This window comes from Clostridium sp. D5, from assembly GCF_000190355.1.
Lineage (GTDB): Bacteria > Bacillota > Clostridia > Lachnospirales > Lachnospiraceae > Faecalicatena > Faecalicatena fissicatena_A.
Genome location: NZ_GL870809.1, coordinates 1,145,858 through 1,170,706, shown reverse-complemented (window position 1 = coordinate 1,170,706; position 24,849 = coordinate 1,145,858). Strand labels below are relative to the sequence as shown.

The following is a 24,849-nucleotide window of genomic DNA, read 5'->3' as shown; positions in this document are numbered from 1 at the left end:
CTGTCCTGTTGGAAATGCTTTTAGCGAGCATAGCGGCAGTTAGAGGAAATCCGCGAAATCAGTCAGAAAAAATCTGCTTCCGAAGCAGATTTTTAGAACGCCTGAGGCGTTTAATCATCAGATTAAACGGTGAATGCGTTCGGTTCTGACTGATTTTGCGGATTTCCTCTTACTGCCGCTTAGCGCAGCGGCTGTATTTCCAACAGGACAGGTGTTTTTCACAGTCCGTCCCGGCTCACGGTAAGCGCCCCCCTTCGTCCGCTCCCGAGGCTAAAGCTCGTGAGCTAAATCCCCATTTATAGGAGGGTTTCCAGGATCTCCAGTGATTTGAATTGTTTATCCACGTATACTTCCCGGTACCGTTCCAGCACCCGTGCCAGCTGATCCAATACTTTATCGGTCACATTAAACGTATATAACTTCTCTATTTTACTGCTTTCTATATATTGCATGCTATATAATGTCGAATTATCCAGGCGGATACCGTCAATGATATCTCTGTCACACTCGCTGCATACCAGGCCGCCTTTTCTGACACTAAAAACAGCGGGGCGTTCCTTATCCCCGCACGACACGCACTGAAAGACTTCCGGGCCCTCGCCGTTGATGCAGTAAGCTTTCAGTTCAAATATGTATCGGATGAGTCTGTCGGGAATGTGCGGATTGGTCAGTGCACGCATGGTCTGATATAAAAGCTTCAGCATTTCTCTTTCATCATTCGATTCTTTTGTATAATAATTCGCAAACTCGAGAAAATAAAAACCGTAATATGCGCCCACGATGTCTTCCCGGAGTTCTGCAAAATAATTCAGAACATTGACAGACTGTATCGTATGGGAAGAACGGCCCTCGTACATGGTGAACTCCCCGAACGTAAACGGATTAACTGCGCCTACCAGGGGGCTGTTCGGACGCCTGGAGCCCTTGGCAAACGCAGCTAACTTTCCCTGTTCTTTTGTCAATATCACTACTCTTCTGTCATATTCCCCAATGGGCGCTGTAGACAGAACCATACCTGTCAGCACAATCTGATTCACAACTGCTTACTCCCAAACTTTTTTCCTTTATCCGTCCTTTTTCTGCTGCTGGTTCCTGCATTTTATAGGACAGATAATCTTCCACATTTCCGGTTGCAAAAAACTTATCCCAGTATTTCTGTTCCATCAGATCACCTCTTCTTATGTGTTGCATTATTCTGCGGCTAAGCAGCAGAACCGTACACAGGGCATGTATTACATGGTGACCTTTATACATTGTTCTGCAGCATTGCAGCAGACCCGCACGCAGGACATGTATTGGATCATGCCCTTTGGGTATGTTATTAGGTTCTCCGATTCAGACAGCACTATACCTCGTAAAATCTGCCAGCACATTTTGAGCAAAATGCCTTGACACCTGTATTTATTCTTTATCTTTCCTCTTCCCTGTAACCAAAGTTCTTCATCAAAAAATCGCTGTCACGCCAGTTTTTCTGCACCTTTACCCAGAGCTTAAGGTTCACTTTGCAGTCCAGCAGACGCTCGATTTCGTACCTCGCCGTACTGCCGATCTTTTTCAGCATGCTCCCCTGCTTTCCTATGATGATTCCTTTGTGGGAATCCCTTTCACAGATGATGGTCGCATCAATATGCATGACCCGCTTCTCCATTTTCATACTGTCTATGGCAACGGCTATCCCATGAGGGATCTCGTCCTGCAGACAGTGCAGGGCCTTCTCACGGATCAGTTCTGCTACGATCTGGCGTTCGGGCTGATCCGTTATGGTATCTTCATCATAAAACTGCGGTCCGCAGGGGAGATACTGCATAATCACCTTGACCAGCTCATCCGTATTGTCCCCGTTTCTTGCAGATACGGGCACTATGGCTGCAAAATCATACGCTTTCTGGTATGCATCGATAAAAGTCAGGACTTCCTCCTTTTTTACCATGTCCGTCTTATTAATTACCAGAATAACCGGTGTCTTCACACGGCCCAGCTGTTCAATGATATGCTGCTCTCCGGCCCCTATGAAAGTAGACGGCTCAACAAGCCATAGAACTACATCCACTTCGTTCAGGGTGCGCTCTGCAACGTTCACCATATATTCACCCAGCTTATTTTTTGCCTTGTGGATACCCGGGGTATCTACAAATACAATCTGGCCTTCCTCAGTCGTTAGTACGGTCTGAATCCGGTTCCGGGTAGTCTGCGGTTTATTGGATGTTATCGCAATCTTCTGGCCGATCAGATAGTTCATCAACGTAGACTTTCCCACATTCGGACGCCCGATCAAAGTAACAAATCCTGACTTATAATTTTCTTTCATTCTTTCACCTTTCATTTTGGTATGCTTCGGAGTATGTACATTCATTCACTGCACGCGGCTGATACGCTACTGTTCACACCCTGGGGGCGTGCACAGTAACACTGCTCCTGCCTTACGATCCGGACCGGACTGTGCATTCTCTGCACAGCATCGCATCCATAGCGTAAAACAGGCGGTCAGCCGGACACAGGATGAATCAAATACACTCTAAAACAGTGTCTTTACCTCACCAAACATATCTTTCTGTTCTTCTATTTTTTCTTCATTTCCAATCACACACAGCTGGTCAGCTGCAAGTACTGCCTCCACAACGCCTGCCAGTGCACGGATATCCTCCTGGCCTGCGCTTAGTATATCCATACGTTCTTTCTTTATCATGTCCGCTGTTACACGGTTCATATAGAGATTCATTGAACGGTCTCCTTTTGACGATGGAGTCATCGGGCGGTCAATATTGCTGATGGTGCCGATGATATATTTCGTCATATCTCTTTCATCTACAGTAAATTTCCTGAGATAATCTGCAATTCCCTCATAAGTCTCCATGGTTTTCTTCAGGTTCGGGTCACGGTAGGAAATAAAGTACCCTTCCCCAATCCGGTTGAAGCTGCTCATGCAGCCGTACGCCCCGCCTTTTACACGCACATTCTGCCACAGATAGTCATAGCTTAAGATGACTTTCAGGATCTGGAGCGCTCCATTGTAATCTGCACCATGGTCGATAAAGTTCCCGACTCTGGCGACATACTGTACTTTGGAAGATGTCTTAAAGCCTTCGTTCTTTTTATCGCAGTGAATAATACAGGGAGTTTCTTCTGATTTCGGCTCCTCGTGAAGACCTGACTTTATCTTACTGATTCCGGCACTGATGGATTCCAGTCCTTCCTCTGCGGAAGTATAGCTTATCATCATATTATCTGCACGGAAGATTTCCTTAACTATGGCTTTGAGATTAGCAATCAGTTCTGCCTTTTTCTCTTCAAAGTTTTCTTCTATATCTTTTACAGCCTGATAAAAACCGATACCGTCTGTATCATCCTTGAACTTTGCAAGTGGTGAATCATAGGACAATGCACGGAGCGCAGCTGTAGTATGGCCGGAAGACTGGAAGCTCATCTGCATTCTGGATTTCAGCATAGCCAGAATCTCTTTCAGGCGCTTCTCATCATCTAGTTTGGACTCCATCAGAATTTCGCGCATCATGGCAAGCAATATATCCATCTTAGGATAGAGGGCCTTCCCTTTGATCTCGAATGTGGCACGGAAATCCTTTTCCTTTACTTTTGTAACATCTGCATACAGTTCCAGGGATGTTCCGATCCCTCCGGTGTGGACATTGATCTCATTAAATAATTCCCCGTATCCATAATGATTCGTATCAATCATCCCGAGCACCGCCTGCAGCAGTCCTGCATAAACTAACTTGTCCTCCGGTATACCGGATAAATCAAACATCAGTGCGATGTAGCCGATGCCGTTCGTCTCCACATTGTGATGGATCATTTTAATGCCGTCTATCTCTTTTTCTTCGTTGCAGATCGGTGCAATCTCTTTTGAAATATCTTCCCGGCTCAGTACCGGTATCTTCTCCATGTCCTCTTTCGAGGATTCTGCCTCCTGATACTCGAGCAATTTTTTCGTGTCTTTTATTAAATTATTTATTTCTTCTTCGCTCAAATTGTTTCTATACGCTTCCAGTTTATCGGCTAGTTCTTTATCCTGCCGCGCTGTCCGTCCCCTCTCCGGCTTCACGATTACAACAGAAGCATGCGTATTATCCAGAAGATATGTCTGAATCAGGGATTCAAAGTATCCTGTGCCCGTCTGCTCCTTCAGGAACTCAAACGTTGGAATTGCCTTCATGTGGATAAATGGCTTCTCCTCATCATACAGCCAGCTGTCAAATATCTGAAGGCCATACATGAGTCCTTTCGGATAATTTCCGAAATCAGCTTCCCGGAAACGGAATTCATGATAATTAATTCCGGCTTCCAATGCCTTTTTATCAATGCCCTTTTCTACAATATCCTTCAGTGTGCCTTCAATGATAGACAGGAATTCTTCTTTTTGCTCCAGATTGGCATTCTTTGCAACCACAGAGAAAATAGGCTGATATATGCCATTATCATAGGAGCCCATGATATCTTTGCCGATTCCGGCATCCACAAGCGCTTTTTTCAACGGCGCCCCGGGAGCGGAAAGCAGAGCATAGTCAAGGATCTGGAATGCCAGATACAGCTTTTCATCCATACTGGTGCCAATCACCTTATTATAGGAAAGATAAGTATTATCCTCCTCGCTCTCCTCACTTGAAATTGAATACTCCATCTCAAGTTCCTTCACTTTTTCAAAGGGCTCCTGATATTTAATCTCAGAATCCACTGAAATCTTGTCAAACTTACTCAGATATTCCTTATCCAGCCACAGAAGCTTTTCTTCCATGTCCATATCTCCATACAGATAAATATAGCTGTTAGAAGGATGATAATACTTTCTATGGAAATCCAAAAATTGCTCATATGTCAATTCAGGAATAAAATCCGGATCTCCGCCCGATTCATTTGCATAAGAGGTATCCGGGAAAAGAGAATTCAGGATCACGCGGTCCAGCACACCCTCCGGTGAGGAAAAGGCACCCTTCATCTCATTATAAACCACGCCGTTGTATTCCAGTTTTGAATCCGCATCGTCCAGCTTATAGCTCCATCCCTCCTGGCGGAAGATTTCTTCGTGTTCGTAGATATTTGGATAAAATACTGCATCCATATATACGTGCATCAGATTCTGGAAGTCTTTGTCATTGCAGCTGGCAACCGGGTAAACAGTCTTATCCGGATAGGTCATGGCATTCAAAAATGTGTTCAGTGAACCTTTCACCAGTTCTACAAAAGGATCCTTTACCGGGAAATCCCTGGAACCGCACAGTACGGAATGTTCCATAATATGCGGGACGCCTGTGCTGTCGGACGGCGGGGTGCGGAATCCGATGGAAAACACCTTGTTTTCATCGTCATTTTCCATCAGCAGAACTCGCGCCCCACTCTTTTTATGTCGCAAAAGGCAGCCCTTCGATTTTAAATCTGATAAATCTTCTTCCAGTACCGGTTCATATGCATCTAAGTCAAAAATACTCATAGTACACCTCTCTTTTTATTCGATGTGAACATTATAGCATCTAAATGGGAACAATAAAAGGGGGCGGTTTGCGGGGAGGAAAGTTTTTTGGCTGGGTGTCCGCGAAGCGGCAGTCAGAATGCAAAGCCCGGTGCAGATACACATGCTGCGGGAGAATGCGGGCGCTGCGCTAAGCGGCAGTAATGAGGAAACGGACAGAAACGTATGGCATCGAAAGCATTCACCGTCCAGGCTGATGCCTGGACGGCTCAGGCTTTCTTGAAAACTGATTTGGAGATCAGTTTTCAGCCATTCGTTTCTGTCCGTTTCCTCCTAACTGCCGCTAAGCTCGCTGGGAGCATTCTTCCGCAGCATGTGTATCTGCACCGGGCTTTGCATTCTGACTGCGCTTCGCTGAGTGCATCAGGGCGGGAAACTTGACTCCCGGAGAAGGGGACCGCTGTGGATGATAGGCGGATTGGGTTGAAATTTGATTATTTGTTTTGGCTGGGGAAGATCATGGTTGCTTAGGGCATGGATTTTAATAACGAGAGCAATTACTATATTGAGCTCCTTTTTGTAAAATATGGAGTTTAGTTTTGGTTGATTAGGACAACGTTTATAATTTTGTTTTTATTACTTTTGACCTGCCTGGAATAGGATGTGTTTTTGTCCGGTTTCGTCTGTGTATAGTTTTGCGTGAACACCGTATACTTGGAAAATGGTTTCTTCTGTCAGGACTTCATGGGGCAGGCCGTGTGCTGTTATTTGACCGTCTTTTAGTACGTAAATGTAGCTGCAGTATAATGCTGCTATGTTTAGATCGTGGATTGCAGCTATGACTGTTTTGTTTTGGTCTGATACAAGATTCATTAGTTCTAACTGGTATTTAATGTCCAGGTGGTTTGTGGGTTCATCCAGGATCAGGCATGGGGTGTCCTGGACAAATGCGCGGGCAATTAATACTCTTTGTTTTTCTCCTCCGGACAGGGTGAGGAAGCTCTGGCTGCGTATGGAGTAAAGTCCAATCTTTTTTAGTATTTCTTCCACTTGCTTTTTGTCATTTTGGTCTTCAGATTCCATCATTTTTTTTCTTGCGTGGCGGCCCATCATTACTACTTCTTCTACGGTAAAGTCAAAGCTTGCTTCCTGCTCCTGTATCAGGACTGACAGTTTTTGGGCCATTTCTCTGTTGCTCATGGAAGTTAGATTGTCGCCCATGAGAAAGATTTCGCCCTGCTGTGGTTTTAGGACTTTATAAATATTTTTCAGGAGTGTGGACTTTCCACTTCCATTGGGGCCGATAATACCTACGAATTCTTTCTTTTTTATGTGCATCTCTATCTGGGAAAGGATCTCTCTGTCCCGGACCTGGTAGGAAAGTCCCCTGATTTCTAACATTTCGTACTCATCCCCCTTATTTAAACTCATAATGGCGCACCTTTATCATCCACAGAAATAACGGAGCACCGATGAAGGCGGTCAGTATTCCTACGGGAATTTCTGTCGGAGGATGCAGCATTCTGGCTCCTACATCAACCCAAATCATGAATAAAGCTCCCGTAAGGACGGAAAGCGGTATCAGCTTTTTATGATCCGCTCCTACAATGGAACGAACAATATGAGGTACTACCAGTCCGATGAAACCAATGCAGCCGCTTACTGCAACTGCAGAAGCTGTGAGCAGAGTGGAAACTATAATAAGAATTCTTCTTACAACATTTACGTTTACGCCAAGTGTAATTGCCGAATGCTCTCCCATCAGTAATGCATTTAAAGCCTTAGACAGATACATCATACACAAAAATGCCGGTATAATGAATATTCCCAATAAAAGTAAGTCTTCCCATTCCGCGCTTCCCAACCCTCCCAGCATCCAAAATGTTGCCTCTCTAACTGCCGCATCATTCGGGGCTGTATACACAATATAATTCGTCAAAGCACTGAACAGGGAGGAAACTGCAACTCCAACCAGAATTAAACGAATTGGCGTCACTGTATTTCCTGTTCTTGCCAGGGTATAGACAAAGAGCATCGATACCAGGGCTCCGGCAAAAGCCCCTGCAGATACAGTCAGCCTTCCGCCCCATGGGAGCCAGACTCCGGCAAGCATTGCCAGCACGGCTCCCAGAGATGCCCCGGATGAGATTCCCAGGACATAAGGTTCTGCAAGCGGATTTTTTGTGAATGCCTGCATACAGATTCCAGAAAGCGTAAGTCCCGCTCCCACAAGGCCTCCCAGGAGCACTCTTGGAACCCTTAAAAACCAGACTATATTCTGTGTACTGCTTTTAATATCTTCTATAGAAATCAGATGTTCCAGCCCGACGTATTCGGATATGTTATGCAGCACGATTTTCCAGACGGAAATAAAGTCTATGGTAACCGGCCCTGTTCCGACGGCCAAAACAATAGAAATTATCAGCAGTATACAAAGAATAATTGAACATCTAACGCTGTGGTTCTTTATAGTCATGCAAATATTCTTCATACCTGTACATCACTTTCATTCAAAGCAGTCCGGATGGAAAGCTTTTGCAAATTTTTCTATAGTATCTCCGGTCATTGAACTTGCGAATACCTCACAAAGATTTACCGATATTATTCTGTCATTTACTATTGCCGGCACGGTTGCCAACGCCGGATTTTCTTTCAGTTCGGATATTTTCTGCTCTAAAGAAGTATCACCGTAATTGTTTATAACAATGACTTCAGGTGCACGCTCTACAACTTCTTCCCAGCTTACATTCGCCCATGTCTTATCCATATCGGAGAAAATATTTTTCCCTCCCGCGTGTTCAATCAGTTTTGCAGTAAAATTATTTCCACAGGTATAGGCCCCTCCATCCTGAGCCATATCATAAACAAATACTTTTACAGTTTCCTGATCTTTTACTGCTTTTTCTGCGGCCTCAATCTGAGCCTTCATTTCCTCTACAATTTCGTCTGCTTTCTCTTCAAGATCAAAAATACGTCCCAGGTTATAAAAATCTTCATATACAACATCTACGTCTGCCCCGATCGTATAACCTTCAATAGAAGCAAGTGACATGATATCATAACCGCTTAACGTTTCATGCTCCGTATTATTTTTTTCAGAAAAAGCACTGGAACGCCCGTAAATAAAATCCGGCTCCTGGGCCAGGATTGCCTCTAATGACGGCGCTGTCTCTGAAAGTTCCGGTATCTTCAAATATTCATCATTCCACTCGGGGTTAATTACAGAATTTGTATATGCTCTTCCGATAATTTTGTCCCCCAGCCCCATTGCCATCAATTGATCACCAGCATTTGCATTCGCTGCAATTACTCTTTCCGGCACATGCGTGAATGTCACCTCTATATCATCCTGTGTTGTTAATGTAAAAGGAAATTTCCCCTCTGACCCGGATTTCTCTTCCTGTGCCGGTTTTGCTTTTTCTTCAGTTAATGCTGCAGCGTCTGAAGCATTTTTCCCACAGGCAGTAATACTCAGCCCTAATGCCAGCACCATCATCATACTGATCAGTTTGTTTCTCAATTTCATACTTTTGCTCCTTTTTTAAGTAATTTTTTAAAACTATCCTCATAAAAATTAAACTTCATTCTTTCGATTCTGCTGAAACAATGCAAAATAAAAGACATCTGCCCGTTTTAAGCAAATGTCCAGAATATGTATATACTTTAGATACACACAAATAAAGTTGTCTTAATGATCACAAATAACAACTCCAAATATTCAGACAGGCAGCTTTTAACCGGAAGTTTCCTCTCTCTTTCATTAAACAGGTTTCCTGACTTCCAGATTATCGCTCATGCTGTGCCTTCTCACAAAAATATTGATTCTGCAATGGCATATTACAGCTTTCACTCCCTGGATACAGTGGCCGGACCGTTCAGGCTTTTCACCTGATTCCCTTTTACCTCTTTCGAGCATTTAATGAATATTATGATTCAGTTTTACTAAACAAACATACATTAGTAAAACAAAATTGTCAATAATAGAATTATTTTAGATAAAATAATTACAAATTGTTCTTATATTTTTCGTAACCGTATGATAGTATCATATATCCATACCGCTCCCTAATGCAGAAAAACAGCAAAATGCCCGCCCCGGTGCATGCACACATGCTGCGGGAAAGGCATTCTGACCGTGCTTTGCCTGGAACATCAGGACGAAACACTTGACTTTTGTTTTTTATGCTGTCTTGCCTCGTAGATACCTCTTACAACCAAATTGATGAAGAGGAGGAGCATGCACATGGCTACTGCGGGGGCGGTCTGGCCGGAGCCTTCGAGGCTGACTATGGCCACGGAAGCTATGGGGGCGGTCGGGGTGAACAGGAATACGACCGCGGATACGGTTACCAGTGAGTTTACGAAAAAGTATACCCACATTTCGCAGATTGCCGGTGTACATAAGGGGAGAGTTACCCGGCGCAGGGTTTTGTAGAAGGGGACTGCGAGGGACTCGGATACGGTTTCAAATTCTTTATCCAGCCTTTTCAGGGCGGTTGTGGCGGTGGAAAAGGGGACGGAGTAGAAGTGTATCATGTTTGCCAGTACGATGATCCAGATGGTTCCGTATATGATGTGGAACGGGTTCTGTAATACGTAGCCTTCTATAAATGGGATTTTGAAGGTTGGCGCGTTGAAGAACATGATAAAGCTTAAGCCTACTACGGTCCCTGGTATCGCCAGGGGGGTAATGGAGAGCAGATATGTGATTCTTCTGCTGACCTTGAATTTCTGGTTTTTCTCAATCAGGTATGCTCCCAGGAATGTGACGAATGTTCCCAGAAACGCCGATATGAGTGCTATGAGTATGGAATTTTTGAAAGCGGTGATTCCATTTCCTGAGGATATCTTGCTCAGGTCGTAGTTGGACAGGGTAAATGTCAGGTTGTAGGGCCAGAATTTGATCAGGGATGCAAACAGGGCGACTGCAAAAAACAGCAGCATGGCCAGCGTGATCACGAGACAGAATATGGTTGCTGCCATATCGCTGGGCCTGTGTGGTTTGATCTGGTATGGTATGGATTTCGCACTGATCGCCGCATTCTGCTTCTTGTTTATGATCCGGTCCACTGCAAAGGACAGTATGGCAGGAAACAGCAGGATAATTCCCACGACTGCTCCCATGTTAAAGTTCTGCTGCCCGACTACCTGCTTATAAACGTCTGTTGCCAGCACGTTGTAGTTGCCGCCCACAACCGAGGGAGCGCCAAAGTCGGTAAAGCTGTATGTAAATGCTACAAATATGGCGCTGATGAGGCCATACTTGACGTTCGGTATGGTGATCGTAAACATTTTCCGGATTGCGGAAGTTCCCATGGTCTCGGCCGCCTCATACAGACGGTTGTCTGCGGCGGAAAATGCCACCATCAGGATCGTCGTCGCAACCGGAAAACAGTAGATGCTTTCTGCGATAATAATTCCCACCTTCCCGTATAAAGGTACCTGCAATCCGAGGGCCGTAAAGATTCCTTTATTTCCGAACAGGTAGATCAATGCAATACCCAGAAGCATGGTGGGTGCAAAGATCGGAATCATTCCGATATATCTGAAAAAACCTTTCCACGGCACATTTTTTCTTGACAGAGAATAAGAAAAGAAAAAGGCCAGTGTCACTGATATGAGCGTAGATACGGCTGCAATGAAAAAGGTGTGGGATATGGAATAGACCATGGATTTGCTCTGAAAATATTTTGCAAACTGAGCCAGGCCTGCGAATTCACCGCTTTTGTCCTGAAATGCCTTCAGGAACAGGGTGCACAGGGGAAGAACCAGGAAGAGCACCAGAAAAATCATGACCAGGTAAATCGCGATCCCTCTTACAACGTCTTCCTTCTCTCCTCTCCTTATTAATTGTTTTATACGATTCATGTTATGTTATTTTCTCCTTCAAATGTTTTACCGGAACTGCTGCCCCCCCGGTATGAGCCGCATCATTCACTGCACCTGCCCGGCCTCTCCTCTCATCCTCCGGATGAAAAGGGCGGCGCAGTCAGGTGCATGAATAAGCTGACGCACTCTATGCGGATTCAAATCCCAGCAGTTCCTCTTTCGGCATATTCACATACACGATCTCGCCCACTCTGAATTTCTTTTCTTTTGCTGCCTGGAAGGGCACATCCACATACAGTACCATGTCGCCGTATACCACATGGCTCACCTGTACGGATACCCGGTTGTAAAATCCTCTGAATTCAATGTCTGCAATCTTTCCGCGCAGGCTTTCCTTGTCCGCAGTTCTTTCTATTTCTATCTTCTCCGGGCGTATGGCAACCCGTTCATAATTACCCAGGTTGTATACCCTGCTCTTTTCACGGTCTATAAAATTAATGGAGCCGATGAAGTCGGCCACAAAAGGATTTTCCGGATGTTCGTAGATTTCTTCCGGTGTTCCCTCCTGCATGACAACGGCCTTGTTCATGACAATGATTCTGTCCGCCATGGTCAGGGCTTCATCCTGGTCATGGGTTACCATGATCGTCGTAAGGCCCAGTTCCTTCTGGATACTGCAGATCTCCTTGCGCAGAGATATCCTGACCTTCGCGTCCAGCGCAGACAGCGGCTCATCCAGCAGCAAAAAGTCCGGCTCTGTCGCCAGCGCCCTTGCCAGTGCAACACGCTGCTGCTCCCCGCCCGACATCTGGGACGGCAGGCGGTCCTTTGCATTCGTCAGTTTAATCATCTCGAACAGGCGGCCCACACGTTCTTCGATATCTTTGTTTTTTATTTTTTTATTGCGCAGCCCGTACGCTACATTCTCAAATGCTGAGAGATTCGGAAACAGTGCATAGGACTGGAACATAATTCCAAAGTTTCTTCTGGCCGGCGGAAGATTGGTTACATCTCTGTCGTTAATGTATATTCTGCCGTCACTGGGCCGGTCAAGACCCGCAATCAACCGCAGTAATGTGGACTTACCGCACCCGGAAGGGCCGAGCAGGCAGACAAATTCGCCTGCCCGGATCTGTAAATTCACATTATTTAATGCCACGTTTTTCTCAAAAACCTTAGAAACACCGCTTATTTTTAAACTTACGCTCATAGTATGTACCTCTATTACTCTTTCGGAGCACTCTTGGAATCATAGCGCTCTGTCCAGCTTTCCAGGATGGATTCTCTGTCCTTCGCCGCTTTGTTAAAGTCCATATCCGGGATCAGCTGATCCAGCGGGTTCTCTGAGTAACCTTCCGGAATATTATCGCTGGCGCCCGTTGCAACGATCGGATAATTGGTTGCATATTTTTCCATTATATTGTCAGAAATCGCCCAGTCCAGGAACTTTTTAGATATCTCTTTTTGATTGTCCTTTTTGATCAGGGCATTTGCCTCCATATCCCATCCTGAACCTTCTGACGGGAACACTGCCTCGCAGATCTCGCTTCCTGCCTCTTCGGCAGACTGAATGCAGCGGTATCCAAAGGAAACGCCGATGCCATATTCTCCTGCTGCTGTTGCCTTTGCCGGCTGAGAACCGGAGTGCATATAAACCGCTACATTTTCATGGAGCTTATCCAGATAGTCCCATCCTTTTTCATCACCGTAGAGGCTGAGAATTCCATTGACTGTCAGAAGTCCTGTACCGGATGATGCCGGATTGGACATGGCAATCAGTCCCTTATACTTCGGATCCAGCAGATCTTCATAAGATGTCGGCACGGTGTCAATCCCCTTTGACTTCAGGACTTCCTTATTTACAATAAATGCGGTTTCCCATGCGTCGATTCCCACCCATGAAGGTACATCCGCATCATCCTTGAATTCCGGGAGAATTCTGTCCACGCCTTCCGGTGCGTAAGGTTCCAGCATATCGTCCTGCGCCAGTACAAGCAGACTGGTAGCTGACAGCCCCCATACCACATCTGCAACCGGATTATCTTTCTCTGCAAGCAGTTTTGATGTGATGATACCTGTGGATTCTCTTGTTACGTTTACCGTAACATCCGGATTCTGCTCCTTAAATTCTTCCAGATAATCTGTCACCTGCTCGTCCTCCAGAGCAGTATATACATTAATTACATTCTCATCTGCTTCTGCCGAAGTGCTGCTGCCTTCCTCTGCATTCGCCTTTGTCACGCATCCTGTCAGTGTACTCAGTGTCATTAAAGCGATCATTCCCATTACTATAATCTTTTTCATAATTACCTCCAGATTTCTTTTATTATCTTCATTTCACAAGGCAATTATATCGGCCGATTATTGAATATTTATCATCTGTTCGTTGGAATTCTGTAAAATTTTTCCCCGGATATGTTAAATAATTTTACATTTTAAGGAAGAAAAAGTATTTCGCTGCTGTCATGAGCCGGATATGCGCCCAGTACCGTCTTCCCGTTTTCATACCTGCCGTGGAAGTCGCTGCCGCCGGTCATAAACAGCCGATAGCTGCGGCAGTACTCCTCGACTCTGTTTCTGTCTGACTTTCCGTGGGAAGGGTGGTTCCACTCGATCCCATCCAGCCCCGCCTCCGCCAGCCGGTGTATCATCTGATAGTTCCCCTGCTGCCCCGGATGAGCCAGTATCGCATACCCTTTATCCGCCTTAATTGCCTGAACAACGTCCTCCGCCGCAGGATATTCAATGTCAAAATCACAGGGCCCCTGGTTTTTAAAGATATGTTGATAAACTTCACCGAACAGTGCTTCACTCTGCCCCGTCTTCACCAGATAGTCCAGGATATGCTGCTTGTAAATGCAGGATCCCGCCATCCTCTGGATTTCCTCCAATGATATGTGGTATCCGATGCTCTGAAGAATCTCGATCTGCTTCAGGCAGTTTTCATTTCTTTTTCTCAGTGTCTCTTTTCCAATGGCCTCAATCTGCCTGTTTGTCTGATACTTGTATCCAAGTATGTGAACTTTTTTATTTCTTTTGAAATCATATGCAGACATTTCGATCCCTTTAATCGCCTGAATCCCCTGCTCCCGGGCCATTGCCTTATGCTTTTGGGCATCCGCGGTTGTGTCATGATCTGTAAAAGACAGGTGCGTAATCCCTGCCGCTTTTGCCCCGGCAAGGATGGCCTCTGTCTGGAGACTGCAGTCAGAAACTGCAGTATGTATATGTAAATCTGCCCGATACATCACAACGCCTCCTCTGTCTGAAAGCTGCCCTGTGAGATGTTGTACACGCGGTCACACAGCCCTTCCATAAACTCCAGGTCATGGAAAATACCGATCATGGATGTTCCTTCTGCTTTTAGTTTCATCAGCAGTTCTTTCACCAGAAGCTTTGTGCTGTTGTCCAGCGATGCCGTTGGTTCGTCCAGCAATAACAGCCTCGGTGCCTTAACCATGGCATGTGCCAGGTTCAGGCGCAGCTTCTCCCCGCCGGAAAAGGTATTGGGATAGATATCCCAGAGCGTCTCGCTCAGTTTAAAGTAACGCAGCATCTCCTCTGCTTTTTCTTTTGACACTTCATATGAAAATCCGGCGTCCAGTGCACCGTTAATCACATGTTCCCTGGCAGTTGTACGGGGAAGTATGGTCAGAAACTGGGAGACATACCCGATCTCCACTTTCCGCAAATGAATGATTCTTCTCTCCTCTGCCGTTGCCAGATCCAGTCTTCCGTAAGAGAGCGAATCATACATTACGCTCCCGGTAGTAACGGAATAGGTTCGGTAAATACAGCGCAGGACCGTTGATTTTCCGGCCCCGGATGTCCCTACGATCCCAATAAACCCGCCCTTGTCCAGTATAAAATTGATATCTCTGCAGCTCTTAATTTCTCTGCCCTGTTCATGCAGATAAAACTGCTTTGAGAGTCCCTGAATTTCCAGTATGTGCTCCATATTTCCTCCTAATCTGCCTCACGGTAACGGCATTCCATGATACATTCTCCATTCACAAACACCTGCTTCACCGCAGGCTTTCCCTCTGCTGCATCCACAACAAGCAGGTCTGCTCTTTTTCCTATTTCTACAGATCCCAGCTCCCGGTCGAGTCCCACAGCCTTAGCCGGATTGACCGTCACATACCGCACGGCCTCCCAGAGCGGGATCCCATGTTCACGGTGCAGGCAGAAAGCCGCCTGCAGCAGCGCCTGCGGATAATAGTCGGAAACCAGGACACTGGCCGCACCGGCACGGATTGCATCCAGAGCGGACAGATTCCCCGAGTGGGAGCCGCCCAGCAGTATATTCGGTGCTCCCAGCACGGTTTGAAATCCCATCTTAACGGCCGCCTCTGCTACTTCCAGCGTAATTGGGAACTCGCTGATCCTTACTCCCAGCTCCCGGTTGAGCTCCAGTTTGTTTACCGAATCATCGTCGTGGCTTGACACGGTGATTCCCCGCGCTGCTGCGGTCTCTGCCAGTCCTTTGAGCTGTGAAAATGTCACTGTCTTTTTTTGCATTTCCCGTTCTACCAGCTCCCCAAATTCTTCTTCCGTCAGATTTCTGCCCTCGTCTGGCTGATGCTTCCGGTAAACATTCAGATTTTTATACTGCCCCTGCCCCGGAGAATGATCCATAAACGAAAGCAAATCTACAAGACCGCTTTCCAGCATGGCTGCCACGTCCTCATAGCAGTCCAGATTGTCAATCTCGTAACGCAGATGATATCTGTGCCGGATCAGTCTTTTTTTGTGCCGGTACTCTCCGATCAGACCGGCCAGCTTCTTTACCTGGGAGGACTGGCGGATCTCTTTGACATCCCAGGAACCGTCCCTGAACATGGATATGGAGTGGAACATGGTCGTAATACCGCAGGCGGCCAGTACCCGCTCCGCCTCCTCCAGTGCCATCTCAAAATCCATTACCGCGGTACTGCGCGGCTGTATATATGTTTCGATCATATCGGAATGAATGTCTACAATTCCAGGCATGATATAACAGCCCCGGGCGTCAAAGATTTCGCAGGAATCGGCCTTATCCGCCGTTCCGGCCTGCTGTATCCCTGTAATCCTCCCATTTTCCATGATGACATCGTGTGCTGTCAGCACCTGTTCTTTCAGAATAATCGTTCCGTTTTTTATTATTTTCTGCATAAATTTTTCCTCACATTTTTATTCGGTCCTGTCAGAGTTCGTTAGATAATTCATGTGCCCGGCTGTCTATTCTACTTATGAGGACGTCCACCGATCCTATGGATTCCAAAACGTACACTACAGCAGAGAATGCACCAGCTGTTGGGTATAGGGCTGCTGCGGGTCATCCAGAATCTGATCTGTCAGCCCCTGTTCGATGATTTTCCCGTCCAGCATGACGATGGTTCTGTCTGCCAGCATGCGTATGACCGCCAGATCATGGGAAACCAGCATGATAGAGATGTGGAATTCCTGCCGGATTCTGCGGATCAGTTCCAGTACTTTTGCCTGTACGGACAGATCCAGCCCCGTAGTAACCTCATCCAGCAGAAGGATTGCCGGGTTGTTCGCCAGTGCCTTGGATATCTGCACTCTCTGCTGCATGCCCCCGCTGAAATTCTTCGGCGGTTCTTTCTTTCTGGACTGCAGGATCTCCACCGCATCCAGCAGTTCCTCAACGCGGCTGTTCATCCCTTCAAAACTCCGCTGGCCGGCGGCAATCAGTTTCTCCGCGATATTGCCGGCGCTGGAGTAGTCCATTCGAAGGCCCAGCAGGGGATTCTGGTAGACCATTCCCATGATGTGGTTCTTCATATATTTTTTCTTCTGCAGGCTCTGCTCAAAAATATTGACCTCTCCGTTTTCAAAATCCCGGAGATATCCTTCCCCCTCCGTAATTCCAAAGTCGAAATACAGGCTTTTCATGAGTGTGGATTTTCCGGAGCCCGACTCGCCTACGATACCCAGAATCTCCCCCTCATACAGGGTTACATTGACATCACTGCACGCCCAGACCGTTTTACAATGGGGACAGGTGTTCTTAACTAATGTTCCCCCGTTTCTGCAGTAATCACAGGTCTTCCCATAGCGCACGGTCAGATTTTGAATATCCAGTACAGGTTTTTCCATTATGCTCCACGCTCCCTTCTTCCACGGCAGAATCCGGTATCACTGCACTCGTATACCTTTTCCCCGGTGCTCTCATCGATCATTTCATCCAGATATACCCCCTGTGCCCCGCAAAGTCTGCATCGTTTTCCTTCAAAATCTTCTGTCTTAAACGGCACATCCTCAAAACACATGGATTCTACATCCGTGTGCGGGGGGATGGCGTAAATTTTCTTTTCCCGTCCTGCCCCGAACAGGTACAGCGTATCGCTGTTGTTCAGCTTCTGGTTGTCATAGCGCGGGATGGGGCTTGGGTTCATGACATAACGCCCCTCCACCATGACCGGGTATTCGGAACTGATGCTGATCTCTCCGTATTGGGTCAGGTCCTCGAAAAGAGAGAGCCACATGCCGCTGTACTCGGCCTCCGCGTGCATCTGTTTTGTCACAGACTCTTTTGGCTCTACAATGCGCAGAGGTTCCGGCGTGGGAACCTGGAGGACAAGGATCTGGTCATTTCTCATCGGAATCTCCGGTATTCTGTGGCGACTCTGAATGATAGTGGCCGCTTCCGAATCGGTGGTGAGTTCCACGCCTGTACATTCCTCCACCAGTTTCTTTATATTTACCGCGTTGACGCTGTCATCGCTGCCCTGATCGATTACTTTGAGTACATCTTCTTTTCCGATAATGGACAGGGTGATCTGGATACCGCCTGTTCCCCAGCCTCTGCCGATGGGCAGCTCTCTGGAACCAAAGGGGACCTGGTAACCGGGGATGGCCACTGCCTTCAATATGCTCCTTCTGATTTCCCGTTTAGACCCTTCATCCAGAAAGGCAAAATTATAGTGTTTTGCATCGATCATTTATTCATCCTCCTTCTCTCTGACTCTGTCCAGCTTGGACTGGAATGTTACATAATGCGGCAGCTTCAGATGGGAAATAAATCCGCTCATTTCCAGGCAGTCACCGTGGGTCAGTACGAATTCCTCGTCCTGGGAAGGGGTGCTGCCCTCTGTTTCCAGACCTGCATCCGCAATGGACATGGCAATGGCCTTGTTTTCATTTCTGCCGAATATCAGTCCATATCCGCCGGAGAGCGTCATTTTGTCGAACTCCTCATCCGTCTCTGTGTGGGAAGGCACCAGTGCTTCCACTTCTGTCACGAGAATTTCTCCAATGCAGATTTCTTCTTCCTCATCCAGTGGGTAGGGGATGCACACCTCTGCGTATCCGCTTCGCAGTTCGGATACCGTCGGGTGTACCGCACCGTATCCCCGCATGGAACTGTATGCCACCCCACCCAGAAACCCTGCATCGCTTCTTGCAAAAGTCTGCAGCCTTGCACTGCGCGGCGCCGGAAATGTCAGCAGGCTGCTTGTCACATCGAAGGGCGGGGTATTATCCTCCGCCACATCCTCCAGTAGGTTCTCCTCTTTTAAAAGGTCTGTCACGCGGCTGCAGTGAATATCGGAGCCGTCGGCTTTCTCTGCTTCTTCACTTTCTTCCTGTGTCTTCTGCATTTTATTGCTTTCCATCAGGGAAAAATCCAGCAGACGATGTGAATAGTCATATGTAGGTCCGAGTATCTGCCCGCCAGGGATATCTTTAAAGGCAGCGGAAATTCTCCGCAGAATCCTCATTTTCCCGGTATCGACCGGCAGTGAATAATAGTTTCTCGGCAGAGTGGAACGGTAGGCACGCAGTAAAAAGACCGCCTCCTCCACGCTGCCCTCGCATTGCTTCAGTGCCAGCGCCGCATAGTCTTCGGAGTAGAATCCTGCCTCGCTCATAATTTTATCTACAAGGAGTCCCATATTTTCCTTTATACATGACACGCTGATATCTTCTTTACTTTGTCTGAATATTTCCAGCAGTTTCAGAGACTGTTCGATTGCCTCTTTCCCGCCTGTAACAGCTACATAAGCCATTGATTTACCTCCTCTTATTCTCTAATTATTCTTTAAATCAGGCTGCACAGCCTGGGGATTCCCATTATATTTCCTGCCAGATCGGCAAAGACCAGATCCACCCCCAGAGGATACTCAATCTGCAGGCTCTGGCGCAGGGCGATCACTTTTTTTATATAGGGATATACACTGACGGTAAGGCTGTCTTTGATGCCGGGGCCTTTCAGTGTCATCGTTTCGTTCCCCGTCAGCTGTGTGCACTGCAGAAAAACCGTGGCTGACTGCTGGGGATCGGCATACGTTCCATGCTTTACATTCTTCAGGATCTGCTCCATGGAGCCGTAATTCATCTCAGAGGAAAGGAAGATATAATCCGCCTCGTCCAGATCCGCCTCATGACACAGCGTCAGACTGTGCAGATCTGCAGAAAGATTCGGGTTCTTTTCCACATACATTTTTTCCTCATTATCCAGCAGCGTGCATCCCAGTGCCATCAAAGCCTGGTGGTTTCCCGCAAATTTTCCGGCCTGATGTGCTATGCTCCCAGTCGTCCCCGGATTCGCCAGGGCGTGGAGCAGTTTTCTGAATACGTTCTGTCCGTCAAACACAAAATCAAATTCATATGCAAGCTTTAATTCTTTTACCATTCTCTATTCTCCCATTACATTGAAATTTACTTTTGATTTTCTAAGAGCCCCGTTTAATTCCGCCCGCTCAGCAGCCTGCTGTCTGCCCAGTCTCTGGATCTGCTCCAGGACCTGCTGCTGTTCTTCCTGTCTGTCCGGAAGATTTAAAAAGCCATCAATAACAGCTGCCGCCGTGACCTTATCAAAATCATCACCTGCAAGCACTGCCGCTCCTTTCACGCCATCCACCAGCACCATGCATTCTGACGCCAGCACTTCCCCAAGATAAAACAGGGACTTTTTAACAGACTCTCTGGCCTTCACCATCACAAGCGTTTTCTGCGGCGGCTTCATCATCTGAATTTCACAGTTTACTTTAATCGCAGCGGCAATCTCCACAGCCTCCGTTTGGGAAGCTGCTGCCAGAATTGCAGTTATATCCCGTTTCGTCATAATATTTCCTCCTGAATTGAGTTTGCATAAATTGTTATTATTTACTTCTCTGAGCATCTTATGGGAGGAATGTAAAGTTGCCAACTGAGTTGTGTAAACTCTTCGTAAAGTTGTCTGATTATTGTTGTGGGTGTGGAAATGTATTGCTATAATCGAGGGGAAAACAGACGGAAGTTCATGGGGGTCAGACCCCTTTGGCAAAGGGGTCTGACCCCCATGAACTCCATTGTCAGAATACAATAGGAGATGTATACGTATGAAGAAAAATTGGACATGGGAATCCATCGTGGATGTTCTTATTCAGGAATTTCAGGAAAATATGTACAAGAAGGGCGACAAGATGCCCAGTGAAAATAAGATGGCCGTCCGCTTCGGCGTGACCCGCACCGAGATCCGAAAGGCTTATGAACGGCTGAAGGAGCTCGGCTATGTCTATGCCATGCAGGGCTACGGCAGTTTCTTTTCCGGCAGACGTGATAAGATCAGGCTTTCTATGGCCGACAGAAGCTTCTCCAGCAAGATGGCCGCGCTGAATCTCTCTTATGAGACTCAGAATATGGGGTGCCAGATGCTGCGGGGGGATTCACTGATTCATACAATGCTGGGCGTGGAGTTCGAGGAGCCGATCTATAAAATCACACGTCTGCGTATTCTGGACGGGGAACCTGCTGCCATACATATCAGCTATATGGCGGAAGATCTATTTCCCTGCATCCAGGAGGACGGCGCTTCAGTCACTTCAGTCTATGACTATATCCATAATTGCGGCTATTCCAATCTGCATACGGAGAATCGGCAGCTCACGGTCTCTTCGCTTAGCAAAAAGGAGCGTGCCCTCCTGCAGATTAAAGGGTACGCTCCCAGTCTTGTTCTGACCTGCCGCTGTATTACACTCCCCGCCGGAACTGTTGTGGAGGTGGCGAGGACAATATACCGCAGCGATAAATTTATATTTGAAATCTGATATTAAGTGCCAGTGTACTGTACCATTGAGCTTTAGTCTAAAATGCATAATTATCCGATATTTTCTATAGCACGGCCTTAGTCGCCACCACATTCACACCGGTACCCGCTGCGTTCTCCAGAATCACGTCACCAATATGAACAGGGGCCATCAATTCCACATCTTTCAGCTGCTTTACACACTCAAATATCTTTCCCTTTGGAATATCGGTCTCCGTCTTCACAGAGACCATTTTTTCACGCCCCTCCCTGACCCTGACCGTTGTTGTAACAATTCTGGTCGGATTGGTGACTTCCTTTCTGGCATAACTTTCCCCGCGGGGACAGGTATTACCGGTCACAGACAGAACTTCATTCCCCTCTGTCTCCACTGTCAGGGGGCATCCCATAGGACAATTGATACAAATCAGCTCCTTTTTCTCCATTTTCAGGCCTCCTCTATCTGAATTCTAACGGTTTCATAATCCCTGCATCCTATCAGCCGGGACTTCTCCAGCTTAATCTCTTCCATCTCTCCCGGGGCCATAACAGGACGTTTCTTATGGATAATCCTCTCCTCCCCAATATATACGCTGACATAGCACTTTTTGTAAACGCTGCCCACACGAAACCGGATCGTCAGCTGATCTGCCATGTTTTCCGGCCGTATAAATGAGGGAACCGTATAGCGGACCCCTCCCGTTGGCTGTATGGAAATCACTTTTCCATATCCGCTGCTCTTTTCTGTGCACTTTTCCACATAATCCTTAACATAATGTGCAGCATTTTTCCCGGCCATCGCCGCTTCCTCGGACACAAAATCCACCAGGTCATGGACATGCAGGACATTCCCGCAGGCAAACACCCCGTCCACACTGGTCTCCAGACTTTCATTTACTACAGGCCCGGACGTAACTGAATTCAATTCTACGCCCATCTGTCCTGATAACTCATTCTCCGGAATCAGCCCCACAGACAGAAGGAGTGTATCGCATTCATAATCTTCCTCTGTTCCGGGAATCGGTTTTCCTCTCTCATCTACTGCCGCAAGAGTAATCCCTTCCACCCGCTCTTTTCCCTTAATATCCGTCACCGTGTGACTCAGCTTCAGAGGTATACCGTAATCGTCCAGGCACTGTACAATATTCCTCTTTAACCCGCCGGAATAAGGCATCAGTTCCGCCACCACTTTTACCTCTGCCCCCTCCAGTGTCATTCTTCTCGCCATAATCAGCCCGATATCCCCGGAGCCCAGTATGACAACCTTCCTGCCAGGCATATAGCCCTCCATATTGACCAGCCGCTGCGCCGTCCCCGCAGAGTAAATCCCTGCCGGCCGGTATCCCGGTATATTCAAAGCACCTCTGGACCTCTCCCTGCATCCCATGGCAAGCACAATGGCTCCCGCCTGGATCTGATACATGCCCCGTTCCCGATTCATGGCCGTAATCAGTTTTTCTCTGCTGATGTCCATAACCATAGTATTCAATCTGTACTCAATTCCTAATTCCAGAACCTGAGCCTCGAAGCGCGCCGCATATTCCGGTCCGGTCAGTTCTTCCTGAAACGTATGCAGCCCAAATCCATTATGGATACACTGGTTTAGAATTCCTCCCAGTTCCCGGTCCCTCTCCAGGATCAGGATGCTCTTTGTACCGGCTTTTCTCGCCGCTACCGCCGCCGCCAGTCCTGCGGGGCCTCCGCCTATAATCACGATATCATATTTCTCCATCTTTATATCCTCCCGCTGTCCGCGAACTTCCTGTAAATGATCTCTGATCTCTCTTTTTTCTGGGAATCTGTCTACAGTACATCTTTATTGGTCCCCACAATCAGTCCGGATCCGCCGCCTGCCTTTGTGATCTCCTCCATAGACACCCCCAGTTCCCTGGCCAGTATCTCCATCGTCCTTGGAGAACAGAACCCCGCCTGGCACCGTCCCATTCCGGCTCTCGTCCTGCGCTTCACCCCATCCAGAGAGCGTGCGCCCAGCGGACGGTGTATGGCATCCAGGATTTCCCCTTCGGAAATCATTTCGCACCGGCAGATAATATGTCCATAAGCAGGTTGTTCCTGAATCAATCTGTTCCTTTCTTCCATTGAAAGTAACGCGGGATTCAAAATCCCTTTTCTTTGCCCCTGAAAATCTGGTTTTTGCTGCAGCCGCATCTTTTCCCGCAGTATCTCAGCTATCCGGAGTCCCACCGCCGGTGCACTCGTAAGTCCCGGTGATTCTATTCCCGCACAGTCGATAAATCCCGGAGCGTCCTCAGCCTCCTCTATGATAAAGTCATGTCCGTCCTCATGAGCACGCAGCCCCGCAAAACTGGTGATCACCTTTTTCAGAGGCAGATTCCTGACATTCTGCCCCGCCTTCTCAGAAATCGCTGCAAGTCCGTCTCCTGTCGTATTGGTTCCCTCTTTATTTTCAATATCCGCAGCCGTCGGTCCTACCAGCAGGTTTCCGTGCACAGTGGGGGTGACAAGCACACCTTTCCCCAATTTCCCCGGAAGGGCAAATATCGTCCTGGATACGTGGTCTCCCGCCCCTTTGTCCAGCAGGAAATACTCTCCCTTTCTCGGAGTAATATGAAGTTTTCTGCTGCTGACCATATTATGGAAAACATCCGCATAGACCCCCGCAGCATTTACCACATATCCCGCCCTGTAATCCCCGGAATCCGTTTTCAGAAGAAAACCGCGGTTCACTTTCTCAATGGACTCAACCTCGGTATCAAAATGAAATTCCACGCCGTTTTCACAGGCATTTTCAGCCAATGCGATATTCAGCCCGAAGGGACATACAATTCCTGCTGTGGGTGCATACAGAGCCGCTTCCACCTGTTCCGTCAGATTGGGTTCCAGAGCAAGCGCCTGCTCCGGATTCAGAATCTCGAGGCCTTCCACGCCATTTTCCTCCCCCTGCTCTTTCAATCTCATCAGAACAGGAAGCTCCTCTTTACTCCTGCATACGACCAGAGACCCTTTCCTCTGAAACGGGAACTCCAGCTCCTTAGACAACTGCCCCATCATCCGGTTTCCCTGCACATTCAGCTTTGCCATCAGGGAACCCGGGGCCGCATCATATCCGGCATGGACAATCCCGCTGTTTGCCTTCGATGTTCCGCAACATACGTCCTCTGATTTTTCCAGGACGCATACCTTTACGTTGTATCTGGACAGCTCTCTCGCCGCCGCTGAGCCGGAAACACCGGCACCGATAATTATTACATCATACATATTTTATTCCTCCCAAAATTAAGAAAAAAGTCCGCCGGGAAACCTGCCTGATCAAGTATCTGTCTCTTACACCACAGTGTAAATCACACGAAGGTGCTTTATGATACAGAAAGTCCAGAAGGATTTCCCATAACACAAAAAACAGAGTCTGCAAATAAACATATCTGATGATATGTCATCTGCCAGGCTCTGTTCTCATCGGCACAAAATATTTATTTCTTTCTTATATTATACAACCGGTTTCAAAAAATTACAACCGGGATTTAAGAGAACCAGGGATTTAGCTTTTGACTTGTGTTACTGTTTACACCGTGCTGTACAGGTGATGCCGTTGTCGTATTGGGAA

At 47.2% G+C, this 24,849-nt stretch carries 22 protein-coding genes and 1 riboswitch; of the genes, 1 reads left to right on the top strand and 21 read right to left on the bottom strand.

Annotated elements, in window-relative coordinates:
* Positions 1-296 precede the first annotated feature (296 nt).
* The 18 genes from recO to phnG form a co-directional block, all read right to left on the bottom strand.
* The gene (gene recO, locus HMPREF0240_RS04925) at positions 297-1,037 is read right to left on the bottom strand and encodes a DNA repair protein RecO (protein WP_009002342.1); all 741 of its coding nucleotides are present in this window, start codon (positions 1,035-1,037) and stop codon (positions 297-299) included.
* Positions 979-1,164, bottom strand: a complete 186-nt coding sequence (locus tag HMPREF0240_RS04920; RefSeq protein ID WP_009002341.1) for a hypothetical protein — start codon at positions 1,162-1,164, stop codon at positions 979-981. Before HMPREF0240_RS04920 ends, recO begins: the two co-directional genes overlap by 59 nt.
* A gap of 244 nt (positions 1,165-1,408) precedes the next feature.
* Entirely contained in the window at positions 1,409-2,308 is a 900-nt protein-coding gene (era, locus tag HMPREF0240_RS04915) for a GTPase Era (protein WP_009002340.1), read from the bottom strand.
* Positions 2,309-2,515: 207 nt separating this feature from the next.
* On the bottom strand, positions 2,516-5,443 hold the full coding sequence (locus HMPREF0240_RS04910) for an insulinase family protein (RefSeq protein ID WP_009002339.1): 2,928 nt from the start codon (positions 5,441-5,443) through the stop codon (positions 2,516-2,518).
* A gap of 615 nt (positions 5,444-6,058) precedes the next feature.
* Positions 6,059-6,853 (bottom strand): ABC transporter ATP-binding protein, encoded by a 795-nt coding sequence (locus HMPREF0240_RS04900; RefSeq protein WP_242833292.1) that lies wholly within the window; start codon positions 6,851-6,853, stop codon positions 6,059-6,061.
* Complete coding sequence (locus HMPREF0240_RS04895; RefSeq protein ID WP_009002337.1) at positions 6,840-7,913, bottom strand: iron ABC transporter permease; 1,074 nt, start codon at positions 7,911-7,913, stop codon at positions 6,840-6,842. Before HMPREF0240_RS04895 ends, HMPREF0240_RS04900 begins: the two co-directional genes overlap by 14 nt.
* 15 nt (positions 7,914-7,928) lie before the next feature.
* Positions 7,929-8,948 (bottom strand): ABC transporter substrate-binding protein, encoded by a 1,020-nt coding sequence (locus HMPREF0240_RS04890; protein WP_009002336.1) that lies wholly within the window; start codon positions 8,946-8,948, stop codon positions 7,929-7,931.
* Between the two features lie 219 nt (positions 8,949-9,167).
* A riboswitch (cobalamin riboswitch) is annotated at positions 9,168-9,357 on the bottom strand.
* A 217-nt stretch (positions 9,358-9,574) separates the two neighbouring features.
* On the bottom strand, positions 9,575-11,290 hold the full coding sequence (locus HMPREF0240_RS04885; protein ID WP_009002335.1) for a putative 2-aminoethylphosphonate ABC transporter permease subunit: 1,716 nt from the start codon (positions 11,288-11,290) through the stop codon (positions 9,575-9,577).
* Positions 11,291-11,438: 148 nt separating this feature from the next.
* Positions 11,439-12,461, bottom strand: a complete 1,023-nt coding sequence (locus HMPREF0240_RS04880; protein WP_009002334.1) for an ATP-binding cassette domain-containing protein — start codon at positions 12,459-12,461, stop codon at positions 11,439-11,441.
* Positions 12,462-12,475: 14 nt separating this feature from the next.
* On the bottom strand, positions 12,476-13,555 hold the full coding sequence (locus HMPREF0240_RS04875) for a putative 2-aminoethylphosphonate ABC transporter substrate-binding protein (protein WP_009002333.1): 1,080 nt from the start codon (positions 13,553-13,555) through the stop codon (positions 12,476-12,478).
* Positions 13,556-13,686: 131 nt separating this feature from the next.
* A complete protein-coding gene (locus HMPREF0240_RS04870; RefSeq protein ID WP_035312395.1) occupies positions 13,687-14,499 on the bottom strand; it encodes a PHP domain-containing protein in 813 nt (270 codons plus the stop codon).
* Entirely contained in the window at positions 14,499-15,209 is a 711-nt protein-coding gene (locus tag HMPREF0240_RS04865; RefSeq protein WP_009002331.1) for an ATP-binding cassette domain-containing protein, read from the bottom strand. The genes HMPREF0240_RS04870 and HMPREF0240_RS04865 overlap by 1 nt, the downstream gene beginning before the upstream one ends.
* An 8-nt stretch (positions 15,210-15,217) precedes the next feature.
* A complete protein-coding gene (gene phnM, locus HMPREF0240_RS04860; RefSeq protein ID WP_009002330.1) occupies positions 15,218-16,405 on the bottom strand; it encodes a phosphonate metabolism protein PhnM in 1,188 nt (395 codons plus the stop codon).
* A gap of 117 nt (positions 16,406-16,522) precedes the next feature.
* Positions 16,523-17,353 (bottom strand): ATP-binding cassette domain-containing protein, encoded by an 831-nt coding sequence (locus tag HMPREF0240_RS04855; protein ID WP_009002329.1) that lies wholly within the window; start codon positions 17,351-17,353, stop codon positions 16,523-16,525.
* A complete protein-coding gene (locus HMPREF0240_RS04850; protein ID WP_009002328.1) occupies positions 17,353-18,198 on the bottom strand; it encodes an alpha-D-ribose 1-methylphosphonate 5-phosphate C-P-lyase PhnJ in 846 nt (281 codons plus the stop codon). The genes HMPREF0240_RS04855 and HMPREF0240_RS04850 overlap by 1 nt, the downstream gene beginning before the upstream one ends.
* Entirely contained in the window at positions 18,199-19,263 is a 1,065-nt protein-coding gene (locus tag HMPREF0240_RS04845; RefSeq protein ID WP_009002327.1) for a carbon-phosphorus lyase complex subunit PhnI, read from the bottom strand.
* Positions 19,264-19,295: 32 nt separating this feature from the next.
* Positions 19,296-19,889 (bottom strand): phosphonate C-P lyase system protein PhnH, encoded by a 594-nt coding sequence (gene phnH / locus HMPREF0240_RS04840; RefSeq protein WP_009002326.1) that lies wholly within the window; start codon positions 19,887-19,889, stop codon positions 19,296-19,298.
* A gap of 3 nt (positions 19,890-19,892) precedes the next feature.
* Complete coding sequence (gene phnG, locus HMPREF0240_RS24160) at positions 19,893-20,321, bottom strand: phosphonate C-P lyase system protein PhnG (RefSeq protein WP_035312394.1); 429 nt, start codon at positions 20,319-20,321, stop codon at positions 19,893-19,895.
* A 256-nt stretch (positions 20,322-20,577) separates the two neighbouring features.
* Between phnG and HMPREF0240_RS04830 the strand changes: the two genes are divergently transcribed.
* A complete protein-coding gene (locus HMPREF0240_RS04830; RefSeq protein WP_009002325.1) occupies positions 20,578-21,285 on the top strand; it encodes a GntR family transcriptional regulator in 708 nt (235 codons plus the stop codon).
* A 64-nt stretch (positions 21,286-21,349) separates the two neighbouring features.
* On the opposite strand, the gene HMPREF0240_RS04825 is transcribed toward HMPREF0240_RS04830, so the two are convergent.
* From HMPREF0240_RS04825 to HMPREF0240_RS04815, 3 genes are all read right to left on the bottom strand, one after another.
* Positions 21,350-21,709, bottom strand: a complete 360-nt coding sequence (locus HMPREF0240_RS04825) for a DUF1667 domain-containing protein (RefSeq protein ID WP_009002323.1) — start codon at positions 21,707-21,709, stop codon at positions 21,350-21,352.
* 2 nt (positions 21,710-21,711) lie between these two features.
* The gene (locus HMPREF0240_RS04820; protein ID WP_009002322.1) at positions 21,712-22,995 is read right to left on the bottom strand and encodes an FAD-dependent oxidoreductase; all 1,284 of its coding nucleotides are present in this window, start codon (positions 22,993-22,995) and stop codon (positions 21,712-21,714) included.
* A gap of 71 nt (positions 22,996-23,066) precedes the next feature.
* The gene (locus HMPREF0240_RS04815) at positions 23,067-24,503 is read right to left on the bottom strand and encodes an NAD(P)/FAD-dependent oxidoreductase (protein ID WP_009002321.1); all 1,437 of its coding nucleotides are present in this window, start codon (positions 24,501-24,503) and stop codon (positions 23,067-23,069) included.
* Positions 24,504-24,849: the final 346 nt, after the last annotated feature.